Genomic DNA, 17,249 nt, shown 5'->3' on the forward strand with positions numbered 1-17,249 from the left:
TCTTGGAACTGAAGTTCCTTGCGGGACATAGTTTTTGCGTTAAGTTGACACCAATGACCAGAGGCTATCTCCTATAGACGCATTAGCTTGGATTAATCAAATCAGCGATCGCCTTTACCAATACATCTGGATCTACTGGTTTAGAAATATGCATTTGAAATCCTGCTGCTAATGCTTGCTGCTGATTCATTTCCCCTGCATAAGCTGTCAGAGCGATCGCTGGTATGCTTCCTCCTTGTTGGGGCGATCGCGATCGCACTTCACGCATCAGCATATAACCGTCTGTCTTTGGCATTCCAATATCACTAATTAAAACATCTGGGATCGACTCAGAAAGCGCTTGTAGTGCTTCCTGTGCTGATGCTACGGCGGTTACTTCTACACCGTAGTCTTGCAAAATGAAGGTGACTAAATCGCGGATATCTGGTTCATCATCCACAACCAGAACTTGAGTGTTTGAAAGAAGCGAGGATTCCGGCTGACAATCTAAAGACTGATTTTCCTCACGCCAAACCTGTTCATTTCTGACTAAAAGCGGTAGATCAACAGTGAAAGTTGCACCCGATTCTTCTCCTAAACTTTCGGCTTGAACTTTTCCCCCATGCATTTCTACAACCTTACGCACGATCGCCAATCCTAAACCTAGTCCACCAAACGTCCGTGTAGTAGTGCCATCAGATTGACGAAAGTAATCGAACACATAAGGCAAAAAGTCTGGGCTAATTCCCTTACCTGTATCGCTGACCTGAATTTGAACCTGGTTAGCAGCTTCCATGAGTCGAATTTCTACCCGTCCTCCTGTTGGTGTAAATTTTACCGCATTGGAAAGTAGATTCCACACAACTTGTTGAAGTCGATTTGGGTCGCCCATAACTTGTCCCAAATTGGCATCAAATATGGTCTGAATTTGAATTGACTTGGCTTCTGCTGCTAGTTTTACTGTTTCTAGTGCTGCTTCAACTACCATTACCAAGTTTACTGGACAGATATTCAAGTTTAATTTTCCTTGGAGGATGCGAGACACATCCAACAAATCTTCAATTAGCTGGGTTTGTAACTTGGCGCTGCGTTCAATGGTTTCTAAAGCGTGGTTAGTAGTTTTTTCATCAAACTTGCGAGTCCGCAGCATTTTCGACCATCCGAGGATGGGATTGAGTGGGGTTCGCAGTTCATGGGAGAGAACTGCTAGAAACTCATCTTTAATTTTGTTGGCAATTTCCGCTTGTTTGCGTGCTGTCCTTTCGCATTCTAGTAGGCGATCGCATTCTTTTTCAGCCGATTTGCGATCGGTAATGTCCAATACAAAAGCAACACCATGTTCTTGGGAGTCATTCAGCAAGGCCATCCCCAAAACAATTGGTACTCGCTTTCCGTTGCGGTGGATGTACTCTTTCTCGTAAATTTTGGAAACTCCAGTGGTTTGCACTTCCAAAAGGGCGCGATCGTCTAAATCCTGATACTCAACAGGAGTAAGTTCTCGCCAATTAATTCTACCTAAAGTGGCAAACTCATCACGAGTGTAGCCAGCTAATTGCAGAAAGGCATCATTGGCATCAATCACAAAGCCATGCACATTCCAAAAAGCGACCCCGATCAAATTAGATTCAAACAAACGCCGAAATCGCGCTTCACTTTCACGTAATGACTTTTCTGCCCGTTTGTGTTCAGTAATATCACGAGAAACGGTGATTACGCCTTCAATAGTTTGGTCAAGATTGCGTAATGGTGTGAGGATATATTCATAAAAATGCAACCCATTGGTGGTAAGACATTCGCACTCATCTTTGATTGGCTGCCCAGTTTCCATCACAGCTTTTCGTTGACTATCTACCTGCATTATCAGGTCTGCGGGTAAATCTAATTCTGGCAAAGTTTTTCCAATAATATCCTGGGGTTTTAAACCTAATACAGTAGCTCCATCACTGCTGACATACTGATAGCAACCTTGGCGATCAAAGATGTAAATATGATCCACTGAAGCAGTAAGAATAGCATTTAAAATATTTGCCTGTTCTTGGACTTGGGTTGTTAATTCGCGAGTACTTTCTTCAGCCTGCTTGCATACAGTAGTTTCCATACAAACGCCAATCATTCGCACCGCTTGTCCCTGATCGTCATAGATAAGTTTTCCCTTGGCAGAAATCCAATGTGGACTTTGGTCTGAGCGAACTATACGAAATTCATCGTTGTAATCAGTTTTGTTTGCCAAAGCGTGAGCGTTCGCTTCCATGACAAATGGCTTATCTTCAGGATGAATACACTTCAAAAAGCCTTCATAAGTGCCGTCAAAACTGCCCGGAAGTAGACCAAAAAGCACTTCATGATTTTCAGACAAAATTACTTGATTGGTAACAATATTCCAATCCCACAAGCCCATTTGAGAAGCATCTAGGGCTAGCTTCAGCCGTTCTTCATTCTCCCTAAGAACTACTTCTACTTGCTGTCGCTCCACAATTTCTTGTTGGAGTTGTTGTAAAATTACTGCCACATTTATCGGTAGATTCAAAACTATCGATGTATCCTTCTCAATCTGCCACTCGACAACTTGAATATGGGAATCTTCTACTTCTAATGGCAGCTTTCTCTTTAGTTCTCTTAATTGCTCCTCAAGTGCTGCTTGCCTTTGTTGATAATATATTTCTGATTGCTCTAACTCTGCTACACGCTGCCGCAGAACTGTTAAATCATCAGTAATTTGAAAGTTAATTTTATCAACATTTGGCATTTTTTACACCGATTATACTTAATAGCATCACCTTGAAGAGTAGGCATACCCTAGTCTAATAATTATGTATTTTTTAGCTCAAGAATGCAATCCATCAAAAGGCACATAAATTCAAAATTCAAAATATTACCACAGCAATTATTCTAGCTATTAACTATATACTTTCTTCTGCAAACGTAGCTTAGGTATTTCAGCCAAAAGACATATAACAATCCTAAATGACTTGTGAAAATGCGCGATGTCCAGATCCCCGACTTCTTCGAGAAGTCGGGGATCTAATTTTTCACGAATGATTTCGGATTGCTATATATAAGTTCCATTGAAGAAGAATTCAGAAGTCAGAATTCTATTGTCGAAAACTTTTAAAACATCCTCTAAGTAGCTAAAGAAAGTTTATCGCTTCAATCGCATGAAAGCCGCGCCAATTAATAATCCCACAACCTGCCCTAAAAAAACAACACCCGATTGATTTACGCCGACAGGAGGAATATTTAAACTACCTATACCATAAAATAATTGTTGCACAAACCACCAAAATATATAGAAAAATGCTGGCAGTTCGATGGGGATATACAAGATTATTAGCGGCAAAACTGTGTCAATTTTAGCTTTAGGAAACTTAATAATGTATGCTCCTAAAATAGCTGCGATCGCACCATTTGCCCCAATCAACGGTACTGTCAAATTCGGTTCAGCTAGTATTTGCAATACCCCTATCATCACGCCAGCAGCCAGATAGAATCCGAGATAGCGTCTATGTCCCAGAATATTCTCGACAGTCTTTCCAAAAACCCACAAAAATAGTATATTTCCCAATATTTGGCTAAAACTGCCGTGCAAAAATATTCCAAAAAGTAGTGAAAATAATCGCCAAATTACAATTATCCAAGCAGCAGAGTTGAAAAAGAGAGCATTTGTAACTGCTCCAGTAATCTGAGCAGGAATCACACCCCAACTACTGATAAAATAACCTAATTGACCACTAAATTCTAGTTTAAGTTCCCATAAAAATACAGCCAGGTTAATGCCAATCAACCAGTAATTGATAATCGGCTTATTTCGACAACGAATATTATCACTAATAGGAATCATATTAATTCGTAATTCGTAATTCGTAATTCGTAATTAAGATACACAAAATATTCTTATCTGCTCCTCTGCCCCTCTGCTCCTCTAGCTTCCCACTCTCTCACTCCCCCTTAACCTGTGGCAAGATTGAAATCAGATCGCATCGCACTTAAGTAGGCAAACGAGATGCTGGGAAACACACTTGTAGGAAGATACCAAATTATTAGGAACTTGGGAGGTGGGGGTTTTGGTGAAACTTTTGTGGCTTGTGATACCCAATTACCTGGTTCACCTCCATGTGTCGTAAAAAAACTCAAACCCCAGGCAAGCGATCCAGTAACTTTGGAGACAGCTAGGCGTTTATTTGATACGGAAGCACAAGTTCTGTATAAATTAGGAACTCACGATCGCATCCCCCAACTTTTAGCTTATTTTGAGGAGAATGCCGAATTCTATCTTGTACAAGAATTGATCGAAGGCGATGACCTGAGTCAAGAAATAACACCAGGCAAAACCTTAAGTCAAGAGCAAGTAATTTCACTTTTAGAAGAACTTTTGGCAATCTTAGAATTTGTCCATCAACAGAATGTAATTCACCGTGATGTCAACCCCCGAAATATTCTCAGACGCCAACCAGATGGCAAATTGATTTTAATTGATTTTGGTGCAGTTAAACAAATTGCGACTCAAGTGATTACTCCCCAAGGTCAAACACAGGCTACTGTTGCTATAGGTACGCCTGGATATATTCCTGGAGAACAAGCTCATGGTACGCCAAAATTAAGCAGTGATATTTATGCTGTGGGAATAATTGCTATTCAAGCTCTCACCGGATTATCACCAGAGGAAATAGTAAAAGATGCTGAGACTAATGAAATTATCTGGCATAATCAAGCCACGGTAACACCAGAATTTGCTCAACTCTTAGATAAAATGGTCTGCTACGACTTTCGGCAACGCTATCCTTCGGCAACGATGGCGTTAAAAGCACTCAAAGAGTTAACGCAACCACCCGCACCGACAATAGCTTTAAATCCTATTTCTCCACCAAAAAATATAAACAAACCTCAACCGAAAAAAGGTATTTTGGGTAAAGTTTTACTAGCGATATTTTTCATTGGGGTTAGCGGAGTAGCATCAATATTGATTTGGAATCACATTAATTCAAATAATGCCATAGAATTATCTAAACAAGGAAATACCCTTTTTGATTTGCAACGCTATCAAGACGCGCTAGCAGTATATGAAAAAGCTGTTAATATTCGACCAAATCATGCTCAAGCCTGGAATGGTCAAGGCAAAACGCTGTATAAATTAAAAAAATACAAAGAATCATTAGCGGCGTATGATAGAGCAATTCAAATTCGGCCAGATTATTTTGAAGCTTGGAGCGGACGGGGTTTTGTGTTGGGAAGTTTACAGCGATATCAAGAAGCGATCGCCTCTTTTGACAAAGCTTTACAATTAAATAATGACAACTCAGAAATCTGGAATGCTAAGGGTGAAGCTTTCAGTAATTTAAGCCAATATGACCAAGCGATTCAATCTTATGAAAAGGCGATTGAACTCAAACCAGACAATTATCAAGCTTGGTACAAAAAAGGATTAGCGCTACAGAATTCTAAGCGATATGAAGAAGCGATCGCAGCATATCAAAAAGTCGTTGAATTAAAACCAGACTACGAAGAAGCCTGGTATAACCGGGGAAATTCACTAGTCAATTTGCGACGCTACCAAGATGCTTTTACAGCGTATGATAAAGCAGTGCAATACAAGGCAAATTATTATCAATCTTGGTTGTCGAGAGGTAATGTCCTGCTGAATTTACAACGTTATCCAGAAGCAATCGAATCTTTTAATCAAGTAATTAAATACAGCCCCAGGAACTATCAAGCATGGTATAATTTAGGGTGGTCGCTGCATCAAAACCAACGCTATGAAGAAGCAATAAAATCTTATAATAAAGCAGCAACAATTAAGCAAAATGACTATCAACTCTGGTATAATATAGGGAATTCACAATACATTTTGCAGAAATACGAAGATGCGATCGCGTCTTATAATAAGGCAGTTCGTTATAAACCAGACCATTCCGAAAGTTGGTATAGCAGAGGCAATGCCCTATTAAATTTGAAGCGGTATCGAGATGCGATCGCTTCTTACGATCAAGCAATAAAATACAAGTCTAATTACCAACAAGCAATAGATGGTCGCAACCAAGCCCAAATTCAACTGCAAGGTGAAAAACCACAGCCGATAATTGTGCCAATTATCCCCGCTCCTAATCCTACAAATTCACCGCAGACAACACCCTAGTAGCGCAAGGGGTAATTCGTAATTCGTAATTCGTAATGACGTCAGGGATGGCTTATTTATGCCGTGCGTTACTAGTATTCTGCTGCTGGGGTTTTACGCTCGATTATAAAAACATCCCAAATTTTATTGTGGGATGGGTGTCCCCACCACTGGTGTCAACTTAACGCGAAACCGCACGTCCGCCAGGGATTGTAAATCCCTGTCTCATAGCTAAAGTCCTCTGAAGAGGACTTCATAGCGCAAAAATTTTCAGTCTACTTCAGTAGACTTGAGCAATTAGTCAGGGATTTACAATCCCTGGCGGGTGAACAACACCCAATCAGTACGCTATTTTTGGCTTAAGTTGACACCAGTGGTGTCTCCACCCATCCCAATACGGTTAGGTTAAGGCGGAAAGGTGAATTCCAACCTTTTCCCTTTACCCAATACGCTTGGGTTAAGGGCTAATAGTACAAAATTGTGGGTTTTAGAGACGCGATAAATCGCCGTCTCTACAAGTGTTTTGGTCTTCCCCGCTAACTGAAAAGTATTGTCTTAACTCCCCCTCTTCTCTTGCCGTTCTTTGAGTTTCAGCATGATTTCTGCGTGCATCTCGCGGGTAATTGGGTAAAAATACGTTAAAATCAAGCCAAAAATCAAACAAACTGTAGGTATAGGGCCAACAGCAATGCGAATAGCAAACAGTGCCGATTCCGGTTGGATAGGTAGTGGACTTCCAGCTACAGATTCTTTGAAACCCGATACTTGCAAAGCATTTCCCACCAAAAACAGCCCGAAAGCTAAACCAAATTTTTGTAGCAAAACCATGAAGCCATAAAAAATACCTTCTCTGCGTTGTCCGGTTTGGAGTTCATCTAGTTCAATTACATCTGGAATCATCGACCAAGGAATTAGATAAGCTGTGGATACACCAACACCCGCCATGACAGCCATCACATACATCAAAACTATTTGACCAGGCTGTAAGAAAAATAGTCCGGCGGCTGCTATTATCCATAAACTCATTCCTAGAAAATAAACAATTTTTTTGCCAACTTTTTTACTCAACGCACCCCAGACAAATAGCATCAGCAGGGCGGTTCCTTGGACTGCAATCAGGACTGTGGGTACATCTGATTCTTTAAGACCCATACAATTGACTACAAAATAGGGAATAATGCTGGCTGTAATCTGCACACCTAGCCAAGAACAAAGATATATACCAATAACAAATAAAAAAGGTCGGTTGCTAAAGACAATTTTTAGCTGTTCAAAGAAGGGGAGAGATGCGGGTTCCTCAACTTGGATGCGTTTGGCCTCAAAAGCCAAGATGCGATCGCGGACTCCAAAAACGCACCAATATAATCCTAAAATTGAAATTACAGTACAAATTGCTGCTAAAACGAGATATTGTTGTTGGCGATCGCTAATTTGAGAAAAAACAATTTGCGTTAAAATCAACGACAGAATGCTGCCGCCAATAGAAAATGTAAAGCGATAGCTGTTAAGGCTGGTGCGTTCGTCATAATCTTGAGTTAGTTCTGGAGTCATCGCCGTATAAGGCAAATTCACAACTGTGTAAAATACCTGAGATATCACTCCAATCACGACGTAATACCAGAACAGCGGCCAAAGATTATCACTCTGATTTGCACTAAATTGCGGTACAATCCACTGCAAGAAAAAGAAAATTCCAAAGGGGATTGCTCCATAAAACATCCAAGGAAGACGACGACCCCAACGACGAGATTTCGTTTTATCAGTCAGGAACCCGACAAGCGGATCATTTACGCCATCCCAGATTTTGCCAATCATCAAAATACTGCCAGCTAAACCCGCAGGGATACCAGCGACATTTGTGAAGAAAACCAGCAGAAAAAAGACGGAGATATTGGCAGTAATTGCTGGCCCTAAATCTCCTGCACCGTAAGCTAGCTTTGTTTTTAAGTCGAGTTTTTCACTGAGAGGATCTCGTTGGGCATCGCCAGCAGCAGAATCGTTCATAATCACTTGTACTCATACTAAAATAAAAAGTTTGTAATTGCCTTCAATACTAGCTATCTACCACTCCCGTTAGACTTATGCCAGACCTTTATGTTTCTTGGCCAGATTATCACCAAAAAATTGAACAACTGGCTATTCAGATTTATCAATCCAGTTGGGAATTCAACCAGATTATCTGTCTTGCCAGAGGAGGACTACGAGTAGGAGATATTCTTTCCCGTATATATGAGCAACCACTGGCAATTTTAGCAACCTCATCTTACAGTGGCCCCGGCAAGCAAGAAAGAAGTAATTTAATTTTCTCCCGCCACTTGACAATGACTGCCGAAAAATTAGGTTCGCGTATTCTCCTAGTGGATGACTTAGTAGATTCTGGGATAACACTGCAACAGACTATACCTTGGCTCAAGGAAAATATTGATTTCCCCATTGAGGAAATTCGCACCGCCGTTCTTTGGTATAAAGCCTGTTCAGTTATAGCACCCGATTATTATGTTGATTATTTAGCTGAAAACCCCTGGATTCACCAACCCTTTGAACACTACGAGCAGATGAACATCGCAGAACTTGCGGGTAAGGTCAATCAACCGTGTTGATAAATATATACACAAAGTGAATTTCACAGCCACTCATGCTCGACCAGATTTCTTAAATATACAATTTTTGTAAAGTATTGGTCACTTTTTAGATTTTAGCGATCGCTCGTCAAATCGTTGAAAACCGACCGGACTTTACGCGAAACTAGAGATGGTGGCAAAAAAAGTAAAATCACTCTCGGATAATTAAAAATGAAATCAGCACACGAACGCGAACAATTAATTAAAGATATCAACGTACTACTAAACCAAGCTTATGACAGTACTTTAGATGAGATTTACGCATTACTTCAAAAAATCGAAGATGAAGAGGAAGAGGAAGATTTAAAAGCCTATGAGCTTGCAAAAAAATCTGCTGATATTGATGGCTCAGTGTCATGGGAGGAAGCTAAAAAAGAACTAAAACAAGAAATAAAAAAGGAAGTTGCGTGAGTTATAAAGTTGAAATCTTAAAGGGAGCATTAAAACAACTTAAAAAATTATCGCCAGAACTTCAAAAACGCATACAAGTTCAAATTGATGATTTAGCCATAGAACCCCGTCCAAACGGGGGAAAAAAGCTAAAAGGTAAAGAAAATGCCTATAGGATTAGACTAGGTGATTATCGAGTTATATACGATATTTTCGATGATATTCTAGTGGTGAATGTTGTAGAAGTTGGACATCGTAGCAAGGTTTATAACGATAAAAGTTAGGACTAATTAATTCTTGATAATTTTAGGTACTTTTAGTGCTTGTTTGTCAATTATTTATGCTTACTAAGGAAGAAGCAAAACTCTTTTATCGTGGTAATATGAAAAAATTAAATGATTTGTTTTCATTATTGGCGGCAAAAATATCAATGTGGAACCTAACAGTTTATCTCCCCAAACTTAGGACTCCACCACCCTTTTTGCGTATTGAAATAAGCTACATCTTTATGTTTGGTATCCTTGCGGGATTGTGCGTTAGAACATCGCAACATTGTCTTACTCTGACCCTCTTTGATGTAACTGTATTCCTCTAAAGGTTTCTTACATACCGGGCAGGGATATGCTGTAATCTTCACGGGAGGCTTTTGTTGATTCTCAGCTTGGACTGTTTTAGTTTGTGGTGGCTGCCAAGTTTTGTTAAAGTCGCTCCAAAATAGCACAACATTTTCACAGCCTTTTGTGCATTTGAGGAAATATTTCTTTTTAACTTTAGTACTCGGAATTTTGGCGAGAAAATTTTTGCATTCAGGACATCGCGTCTTGGAAGTTTCATATTTGCGCTCAGTTATCACATTAACTTTACCTGTCGGAGAACTCGCAGCTACAGTTTTAGCTTTGGTGAGTGCTGGGACAAAGTAATTCTGATTCCAACTAGTTAAATAATGCTGCCAAGAATTTTTTCCTTCGGAAATGGCATCAAGAGCATCTTCCATTTTCGCTGTGAATTCCGCCTCTAGTAAATCAGGCAGTGCTTTGAGCAAAAACGCATCAACTTCTAACCCTAATGCTGTCGGTTGCAGATGGTCTTTTTTCAATTCGACATAATTGCGTTTTTTTAAGGTAGCAACAGTAGGAGCATAAGTACTTGGGCGACCAATTCCTTTACGTTCCATCAATTGCACTAATTTTGGTTCACTATAACGAGGTGGTGGCTGCGTCTGCTTCTTTTCATGTCCAGCATTCTCCAGTTTCAATGCTTGTCCCTGTTGTAATGAAGGTAAAATACTATCCTTGCTGAGATTATTCCAGTAGCGGGCATAACCATAAAATTCAATTACTTGCCCTCTGGCTGACCACAGTAGGGAACCAGACTGAGTAATCACCAAAGTTTTACGCAATTGAGCAGCCCGACACTGAGAGGCAATTGACCGTTTCCAGATCATCACATACAAATTAAACTCATCATCAGGAAGTTCTAAACGCAACTGAACTGATGGACGAAACACATCGGTTGGACGAATCGCTTCATGTGCTTCTTGAGCCGATTTGCTACTGCGATGCTTGGCGACTTGCTGCGGTACATTCTGCGGATCATTTTGCTCTAACCATTTACGGGCGCTGGCACAAAATTCTGGACTCAGCATTACTGAGTCTGTTCGCATATATGTTATCAGCCCAGCTTCATAGAGCTTTTGAGCAACAACCATAGTTTTGTCGGGAGCAAACCTCAACTTTGAACCGGCTGCTTGCTGAAGGCTGGAGGTTGTAAATGGTGGCGGTGGCTGGCGGTTAGCGATTTTTCCTTCAAAATGAATCACCTGATGAGGATGCCGCTGTGCTTCTTCAACTAAACGTGTAGCCTCTGCTTCGGAAAGAACACGTTTAGACTCCGGTGTTTCTGGACTATTACCCACTTTCGCGTCATCATGAGTTTCATTTTCTTGGTCTGCTGCATCCTTCGCAGAATCGACCGTCCCTTTGTAAAAAGCTCGAAATCCTTCCGCATAATCTACCCAGACACTCCAGTAATCTTGGGGGACAAACGCCAGAATTTCGTTTTCTCGCTGACAAATCAAGTGCAACGTCGCGCTTTGGACTCTGCCAACACTCTTAGCGCCGTTATTCAATGCCCAAACTAAAGGGCTACCCTTGTAACCCACCAGCTTATCTAGACAATCTCGACACAGCCCAGCACCGATTAAGTTTTGGTCTAGCTTTCTGGGATTAGCGATCGCACTCTGTACCGCCGATGCTGTAATCTCAGTATAAATTACTCGTTTCGGTTCCCTTAAACCCAGCGTTTCTTTCAGGTGCCAAGCGATCGTTTCGCCTTCCCGGTCTGGGTCTGTTGCTAAGACAACCTCATCAACCTGCCTCACCGCAGACTTGAGCTTCTGGATTGTTTCTTTCGCTCGTTGGTCACGCGGAACGTAATTGCATCGGACATTACTGCCATCCATGACGAAGCCCAAGGAATCGTCCCCTTCATTGCTGAGTTCTCGGATGTGACCACAACTGGCGAGAACTTTCCAATCTGCACCCAGAATTTGACTGAGTTTTTTAACTTTTCCGGGAGACTCGACCACAAGCAGGCGTTTGATCATAGCAACTGCGTTCTCGATTTTGAGCAATAAACTGGCGATCGCAATGAGCGATGGCTGCGCTAACGCCAAGGGCGATCGCCTATCTGCGTCATCTGGATTTTTTAGAATACTGTACCAAAAAGCTTTGAAAATTGCTGAACTCTGAAGTAATTTTCTTGTACTTAAACCTTTTCTTCACTTCTAAGTGTCTAGCGTCAGCTTTTGTAATAAAACCGCTATCGTCCGGTGCAGGCGTTTATTATGCTGCATACCTTAATAACAGTACATCTGTACAGGGTAAAAACGATCTTATAATCTAGCATCTTCAACCAATTATTGCTACTCTTAAAGCAGTAAATTACTATTTATTCACAGTTTTCTGTCTGAAGCTTAAACTTCATCCTATGCTTATTGAATTTAGTGTCGGTAACTACAGATCGTTTAAAGAGCAAGTCACCTTTAGTATGGTGGCAGCAAACCTTGTCGCAAAAGACAAAAAGCTCGACGAAAAAAACGTTTTTGAAATAGATGATGATTTAAAACTACTTAAAAGCGCCGCAATATACGGTGCAAATGCTAGTGGTAAAAGTAATTTGGCTACAGCTTTAGGTTTCATGAGATGGTTTATGATTAATTCTTCTAAAGAGACTCAAAGCACGGAAAAAATAGGTGTTGAGCAGTTTAAACTCAGCACTGAAACCGAAGAAAAGCCATCTTTTTTTGAAATCGTATTTTTAATAAATGGCAAAAGATATAGATATGGTTTTGAGGCAACTATTGAAAAAGTTATCTCGGAATGGTTATTTTTTGTTCCTAAATTAAAAGAAACTAAACTTTTTGAGCGGAAACTGAATAAGATTAGTGTTTCGAAAAGACTTAAAGCTGATGGTATTCAACAGAAAACAAGACATAATGCCCTCTTCTTATCTGTATCTGCTCAATTTAATGTCGAAATTGCAGAAATCATATTGGATTGGCTGACAAATAGAGTCAAAATTGCCTCTGGTTTAGATGATAGTGGCTATCAAAGATACACAGTTAGTTGTTTAACGAATAATAAAAATAAGGATGAAATTTTTCAATTGCTCAAAAAATTAGATTTGGGATTTTCCGATGTCAAGGTAAAGGAAAGTGAAATAACTGCTGATTTGTGGCCTAAAGAATTCCCCGATGAAATAAAGAATTACATTATAAAAAATGGGATGGCAAAAGTAACATCAGTTCAAACTACGCACCAAAAATTTGATGGGGAAGGAAATCCTGTATCTACAGAGATATTTGATTTAAACAATCAAGAATCTGAAGGAACTCAAAAAGTATTTGCTTTGGCAGGGCCTCTTGTTGATACACTGAAAAACGGTAAAGTCCTAATTATTGATGAATTCGATGCTAGAATTCATCCTTTAATCAGCCGTGCAATTGTGGAATTATTTAATTCCAATGAAACGAATCCAAATAATGCTCAATTAATATTCATGACTCACGATACAAATTTGCTTAACAATAAACTGTTTCGTAGAGATCAGATTTGGTTTACTGAAAAGAATAGATATGGTGCAACAGATTTATACTCTTTAGCAGAATACAAGATACCTGACGATGCGCCATTTGAAAGTGATTATATTCAAGGTAGATATGGCGCAATTCCATATATTGGAAATTTGAATCATCTAATCGACTCTCATGCCTAGAACAAAAGCAAACTCTCGTGGATATTCACCGAGAAAAGTTAATACTAGGGATGTCAAGCAGAGATTCTTAATAGTATGTGAAGGAGCAAAAACTGAACCTAACTACTTTAGAAGTTTTCGTGTTCCTAAGAATGTTGTCGAAATAGACGTGCAGGGTTTAGGAGAAAATCCCAGCAAACTAGTTCAAAGTGCCAAGGAACTTAATAAGCAAGAAGGCTACGATCAAGTTTGGTGTGTATTTGATCGTGATTCTTGGACTACAGAAGATTTTAATAACGCTATTAAAAATGCTGAAAATCAAGGGTTTAAAGTAGCTTATTCTAATGAATCGTTTGAATTATGGTATGTTCTGCATTTTGAATTTCTCAATACTGGTATTCCTCGAAATGATTATTTGAAAAAGTTAACTTCTTTATTTGGTCGAAGATATCAGAAGAATAGCGAAACTATTTATGATGAGCTATTTGACAGGCAAGCTATTGCTATTAAAAATGCTGAAAATCTTCTTAAACGATATAATCCTCACATTCCAGCCAAAGACAATCCATCAACAACGGTGCATTTATTAGTGCAGGAACTCAACAAGTTTATTCTGTAAAGAAACTTTGAGTTGCTAGACAACTAAAAACCCAGCTTCTCTATGAAAACCGGGTTTTTAAGTAATTGTTAACTTATTTCTGGGCAGTACAACAGGGCAATAAAGGCTTATTTACAACTTCTTTTATGTCTACTGAATTCAAAAACTCTTCCCAATATTTTTGAACTTCGGGATCGTTAGGACGCTGGCGGCGTAAATCAGCTAAAGTTCTCAGAGAATCTTCCCAAAATCCAGCTGTGGCAAATAAAACTGCACGATCCAAGTCTGTGTTTGGTTGGTTTAACTGAAGAGATAGGTTTTCATCTTGCGATCGCACAATTGTACCTTCTACATACGAGTCTTTATCGCGATTATTAGGATCGCAAATCATTGAAAAAGTCCAATTATACTCTTTACCGATTTGTAGAGATGGCTGATCAATAGGTACATTTACACTCACAATCCCATTCTGCCCAACAGGTTTGAAAGTTCCCTTATACAATGGGTCAATGCTATCATCATCCCGCAAAACAAATTCTAGTGCTTCTACTGTTATTGAGGTTTGAGGAATGTAAAAAAAGAATGTGGGACGCTCTGCTGTGGTTCGTTGAGCTTCCTTATCTGTTGGTGTCAGGGGAATAATATATTGTCCAATTGGAAAACAATTTCCCCGTGTTCCAGCCGACCTTACCCTACCAGGTCTACCTGGAACAAAAGCGATCCGATTTCTACCGCGTTGAATATAACCTGTAACATTTCTAATTGCAGAAGTAGCATATCTATCTCCAGGACGTAGCCGCTCTGCTTGCTGAAAATTCAATAAAGCTTTTCTATAGTTTCTCCGTTTGGTTTCATTATAACCAAGTTGCATATATTGGGTGTAAGCAGATTTAGCTTGTGCCAGTTGGTAAGCTGACTCTGTTGCCAAAACCTGAGTAGTGCTTACAGACTCGAAGGGGAGAAATGCTAAAGCAGCAAGCAGATAGCTTGCCCAAAATCTATATTTCATGATATTTATGTCCACTTGTAGTACATTGCTTGGGTATATATAATACAATAGCTCAAGCTTTGCAGTGGCAAGACTTTGTGTGTGCTACTTTATGGGAAGGCTGAGGAAGTCTTCTGATTTTTTCCAACAAAATTCCCGACTTCTTAAAAAAGTCGGGAATGTGAGCCTTTAGATTTTCACTAGTCTAAAGTTGATTAATGAGGTACAGCCAATTGTTCATCGGCTACCTGAGCATTATCAGCAACAATTGTGCGGAATAAATCGCCTTCAATTGTCTCTTGTTCTACTAGCAAATCTACTAAACGTTCCAAAACTACACGGTTTTCTTCCAAAAGTTCTTTGGACTTGATGTAGGAATTGTTAACAATTTCGCGCACCTGAGAATCAATTTTGGCGGCAATTTCCTCAGAATAGTCTGATTTATTCATCCAGTCGCGTCCTAAAAATACCTCTCCTCCACTCTGATTTTCTAAGGACAATGGGCCTAATTCTGACATCCCGAAGCGTGTCACCATCTGCCGCGCCATCCCTGTCACATGTTGCAAGTCATTGCTTGCACCTGTGGTCACTTCTGGCTTACCAAAAACGATTTCCTCGGCGGCGCGACCACCCAAAGTAGCAGTAATCCTAGCTTTGAGTTGGGAACGGGAAATTAACCCCTGTTCTTCGTTGGGAGTAAACCAAGTTAATCCCAGTGCTTGTCCCCGTGGAATTAATGTAACTTTCTGCACAGGGTCATGGTCTTTGAGCAATGTACCCACTAAAGCGTGTCCAACTTCATGATAGGCAATCAAACGCTTGCTCTTGCTGTCTACCAAGGCAGTACCTTCCATACCTGCAACAACTCGGTCTACAGCCGCATCAATTTCTAAAATGGTGACAGCTTCTTTGCGTCTCCTCGCGGTGAGAATGGCGGCTTCGTTGAGTAAGTTGGCTAAGTCTGCGCCAGTAAAACCAGGTGTGCGACGAGCGATCGCTTCTAATGATACGCTAGGATCAATTTTCTTATTCCGAGCGTGGACTTTCAAAATTTCCAATCGCCCTTTGAGATCCGGTGCATCCACCATCACTTGTCTGTCAAAGCGTCCCGGTCTGAGTAACGCTGTATCTAAAACATCTGGGCGGTTAGTGGCAGCAATAATAATGATGCCTGTATTACCTTCAAAACCATCCATTTCAGTGAGCAGTTGATTGAGGGTTTGTTCGCGCTCATCGTTCCCGCCACCGATACCAGTCCCCCGTTGTCTACCTACTGCGTCAATTTCATCAATAAATATTAGGCACGGAGCATTCTCTTTAGCTTTTTTGAAGAGGTCGCGCACGCGAGATGCACCCACACCAACGAACATTTCCACGAATTCTGAACCGGAAATACTGAAGAATGGTACAGCTGCTTCACCTGCGATCGCTTTTGCTAGTAAAGTTTTACCAGTACCCGGAGGGCCAATTAACAGCACTCCTTTGGGAATACGTGCGCCTACAGCAGTAAATCTTTCCGGCTGTTTTAAGAAAGTAACAACTTCTTCGAGGTCTTCTTTAGCTTCTTCAACCCCAGCGACATCTTCAAATTTGACTCCAGTTTTTGCCTCCATTTGGAAGCGAGCTTTGGATTTGCCGAAATTCATCGCTTGGCTAGAAGCATTGGTAGAGCGCCGGAGGAACAACAGCATTAAAGCCACCAGTGGCAAAATCCACATCAAATTAATTAACAGCCCAACAGCAGCTCGACTATTAGCAGAGGAAACTTCACCAAAATCAACATTCCTCTCTTTAAGAATGTTAATTAACTCTGCATTTTGCGCCAAAAGTCTCACCTGTTGCGGTGGTGTATTCTCCTTTTGCCCCTTGAGATAAACTTTTGCTAGCTGTTCAGCTTCGTCAAGCTCTACTCTTTCAACTTCTCCCGCCTTCACTTTCTTGATCAACTGGCCATAATTTAGAGGGGTGCTCTCTGCTTTTTGTGCCATGACAGGAGTACTACCGAAAATTACTGGCAACATAATTAAACTAGCTGCGATGCCTACAGCGGGTTTTGCCAACGCACTAACCCAAGCAACGCGCTTTGACGACTGACTTTTTATCAATGCTTTTTTTCCCAAATTTGTCATAATAGTTACCCTTTGTCTGCTGGCACAAGTTTGAGCGCTGGTTTATGCCTATTCTTCTATTAAAAATTGTAATAACTGGAAATTACACTTTTCTTATCTAGTCTAACTTCCACACAAAATCATTCCCAAGTTTCTTCAGGCTATTCCTTCCTCCATCCACAGCTACGGTGTACACACAAGT

Annotated in this window: 13 protein-coding genes; 7 read left to right on the forward strand and 6 right to left on the reverse strand. The window is 40.4% G+C overall.

Annotation, left to right across the window (positions count from 1 at the left end):
• Positions 1–82: 82 nt before the first annotated feature.
• Both A4S05_RS11585 and A4S05_RS11590 read right to left on the reverse strand, forming a co-directional pair.
• Positions 83–2,725, reverse strand: coding sequence for a hybrid sensor histidine kinase/response regulator (locus tag A4S05_RS11585; protein WP_069069980.1), 2,643 nt, complete (start codon positions 2,723–2,725; stop codon positions 83–85).
• 393 nt (positions 2,726–3,118) lie between these two features.
• Complete coding sequence (locus A4S05_RS11590) at positions 3,119–3,817, reverse strand: rhomboid family intramembrane serine protease (protein WP_069069981.1); 699 nt, start codon at positions 3,815–3,817, stop codon at positions 3,119–3,121.
• A 162-nt stretch (positions 3,818–3,979) separates the two neighbouring features.
• On the opposite strand from A4S05_RS11590, the gene A4S05_RS11595 reads away from it, so the two are divergent.
• Positions 3,980–6,109 carry a tetratricopeptide repeat protein gene (locus A4S05_RS11595; RefSeq protein ID WP_069069982.1) on the forward strand — a complete coding sequence of 710 codons (2,130 nt, stop codon included), beginning with the start codon at positions 3,980–3,982 and terminating at the stop codon, positions 6,107–6,109.
• A gap of 534 nt (positions 6,110–6,643) precedes the next feature.
• Here A4S05_RS11595 and A4S05_RS11600 read toward each other — a convergent pair.
• On the reverse strand, positions 6,644–8,092 hold the full coding sequence (locus A4S05_RS11600; RefSeq protein WP_069069983.1) for an MFS transporter: 1,449 nt from the start codon (positions 8,090–8,092) through the stop codon (positions 6,644–6,646).
• Positions 8,093–8,169: 77 nt separating this feature from the next.
• On the opposite strand from A4S05_RS11600, the gene A4S05_RS11605 reads away from it, so the two are divergent.
• The 3 genes from A4S05_RS11605 to A4S05_RS11615 all read left to right on the forward strand — a co-directional run bounded on the left by A4S05_RS11605 (position 8,170) and on the right by A4S05_RS11615 (position 9,383).
• On the forward strand, positions 8,170–8,688 hold the full coding sequence (locus A4S05_RS11605) for a phosphoribosyltransferase (RefSeq protein WP_069069984.1): 519 nt from the start codon (positions 8,170–8,172) through the stop codon (positions 8,686–8,688).
• 192 nt (positions 8,689–8,880) lie between these two features.
• A complete protein-coding gene (locus A4S05_RS11610; RefSeq protein ID WP_069069985.1) occupies positions 8,881–9,120 on the forward strand; it encodes a hypothetical protein in 240 nt (79 codons plus the stop codon).
• On the forward strand, positions 9,117–9,383 hold the full coding sequence (locus A4S05_RS11615) for a type II toxin-antitoxin system RelE family toxin (RefSeq protein ID WP_069069986.1): 267 nt from the start codon (positions 9,117–9,119) through the stop codon (positions 9,381–9,383). Before A4S05_RS11610 ends, A4S05_RS11615 begins: the two co-directional genes overlap by 4 nt.
• Positions 9,384–9,538: 155 nt before the next feature.
• Here the strand turns inward: A4S05_RS11615 and topA are convergent, their stop codons facing one another.
• A complete protein-coding gene (gene topA / locus A4S05_RS11620) occupies positions 9,539–11,704 on the reverse strand; it encodes a type I DNA topoisomerase (protein WP_069069995.1) in 2,166 nt (721 codons plus the stop codon).
• Between the two features lie 19 nt (positions 11,705–11,723).
• Between topA and A4S05_RS43225 the strand changes: the two genes are divergently transcribed.
• From A4S05_RS43225 to A4S05_RS11630, 3 genes are all read left to right on the forward strand, one after another.
• Complete coding sequence (locus tag A4S05_RS43225; protein WP_256090940.1) at positions 11,724–11,849, forward strand: hypothetical protein; 126 nt, start codon at positions 11,724–11,726, stop codon at positions 11,847–11,849.
• Positions 11,850–12,087: 238 nt separating this feature from the next.
• Entirely contained in the window at positions 12,088–13,374 is a 1,287-nt protein-coding gene (locus A4S05_RS11625) for an AAA family ATPase (RefSeq protein ID WP_069069987.1), read from the forward strand.
• Positions 13,367–13,972: an RloB family protein gene (locus tag A4S05_RS11630; RefSeq protein ID WP_069069988.1), complete on the forward strand. Its 606-nt coding sequence runs from the start codon at positions 13,367–13,369 to the stop codon at positions 13,970–13,972. The genes A4S05_RS11625 and A4S05_RS11630 overlap by 8 nt, the downstream gene beginning before the upstream one ends.
• 73 nt (positions 13,973–14,045) lie before the next feature.
• Here the strand turns inward: A4S05_RS11630 and A4S05_RS11635 are convergent, their stop codons facing one another.
• Together A4S05_RS11635 and ftsH are read right to left on the reverse strand one after the other, a co-directional pair.
• The gene (locus A4S05_RS11635; RefSeq protein ID WP_256090941.1) at positions 14,046–14,960 is read right to left on the reverse strand and encodes a DUF928 domain-containing protein; all 915 of its coding nucleotides are present in this window, start codon (positions 14,958–14,960) and stop codon (positions 14,046–14,048) included.
• Between the two features lie 194 nt (positions 14,961–15,154).
• On the reverse strand, positions 15,155–17,068 hold the full coding sequence (ftsH, locus tag A4S05_RS11640) for an ATP-dependent zinc metalloprotease FtsH (protein ID WP_069069989.1): 1,914 nt from the start codon (positions 17,066–17,068) through the stop codon (positions 15,155–15,157).
• Between the last annotated feature and the right edge of the window lie 181 nt (positions 17,069–17,249).

Source organism: Nostoc sp. KVJ20, assembly GCF_001712795.1.
In the GTDB taxonomy this organism is placed as follows: Bacteria; Cyanobacteriota; Cyanobacteriia; order Cyanobacteriales; family Nostocaceae; genus Nostoc.

Excerpts from the sequence above, each read along its gene's own strand:
- A4S05_RS11585 (WP_069069980.1), bottom strand. The coding sequence starts at position 2,725 with ATGCCAAATGTTGATAAAATTAACTTTCAAATTACTGATGATTTAACA.
- A4S05_RS11590 (WP_069069981.1), bottom strand. The coding sequence starts at position 3,817 with ATGATTCCTATTAGTGATAATATTCGTTGTCGAAATAAGCCGATTATC.
- A4S05_RS11595 (WP_069069982.1), top strand. The coding sequence starts at position 3,980 with ATGCTGGGAAACACACTTGTAGGAAGATACCAAATTATTAGGAACTTG.
- A4S05_RS11600 (WP_069069983.1), bottom strand. The coding sequence starts at position 8,092 with ATGAACGATTCTGCTGCTGGCGATGCCCAACGAGATCCTCTCAGTGAA.
- A4S05_RS11605 (WP_069069984.1), top strand. The coding sequence starts at position 8,170 with ATGCCAGACCTTTATGTTTCTTGGCCAGATTATCACCAAAAAATTGAA.
- A4S05_RS11610 (WP_069069985.1), top strand. The coding sequence starts at position 8,881 with ATGAAATCAGCACACGAACGCGAACAATTAATTAAAGATATCAACGTA.
- topA (WP_069069995.1), bottom strand. The coding sequence starts at position 11,704 with ATGATCAAACGCCTGCTTGTGGTCGAGTCTCCCGGAAAAGTTAAAAAA.
- A4S05_RS11625 (WP_069069987.1), top strand. The coding sequence starts at position 12,088 with ATGCTTATTGAATTTAGTGTCGGTAACTACAGATCGTTTAAAGAGCAA.
- A4S05_RS11630 (WP_069069988.1), top strand. The coding sequence starts at position 13,367 with ATGCCTAGAACAAAAGCAAACTCTCGTGGATATTCACCGAGAAAAGTT.
- A4S05_RS11635 (WP_256090941.1), bottom strand. The coding sequence starts at position 14,960 with ATGAAATATAGATTTTGGGCAAGCTATCTGCTTGCTGCTTTAGCATTT.
- ftsH (WP_069069989.1), bottom strand. The coding sequence starts at position 17,068 with ATGACAAATTTGGGAAAAAAAGCATTGATAAAAAGTCAGTCGTCAAAG.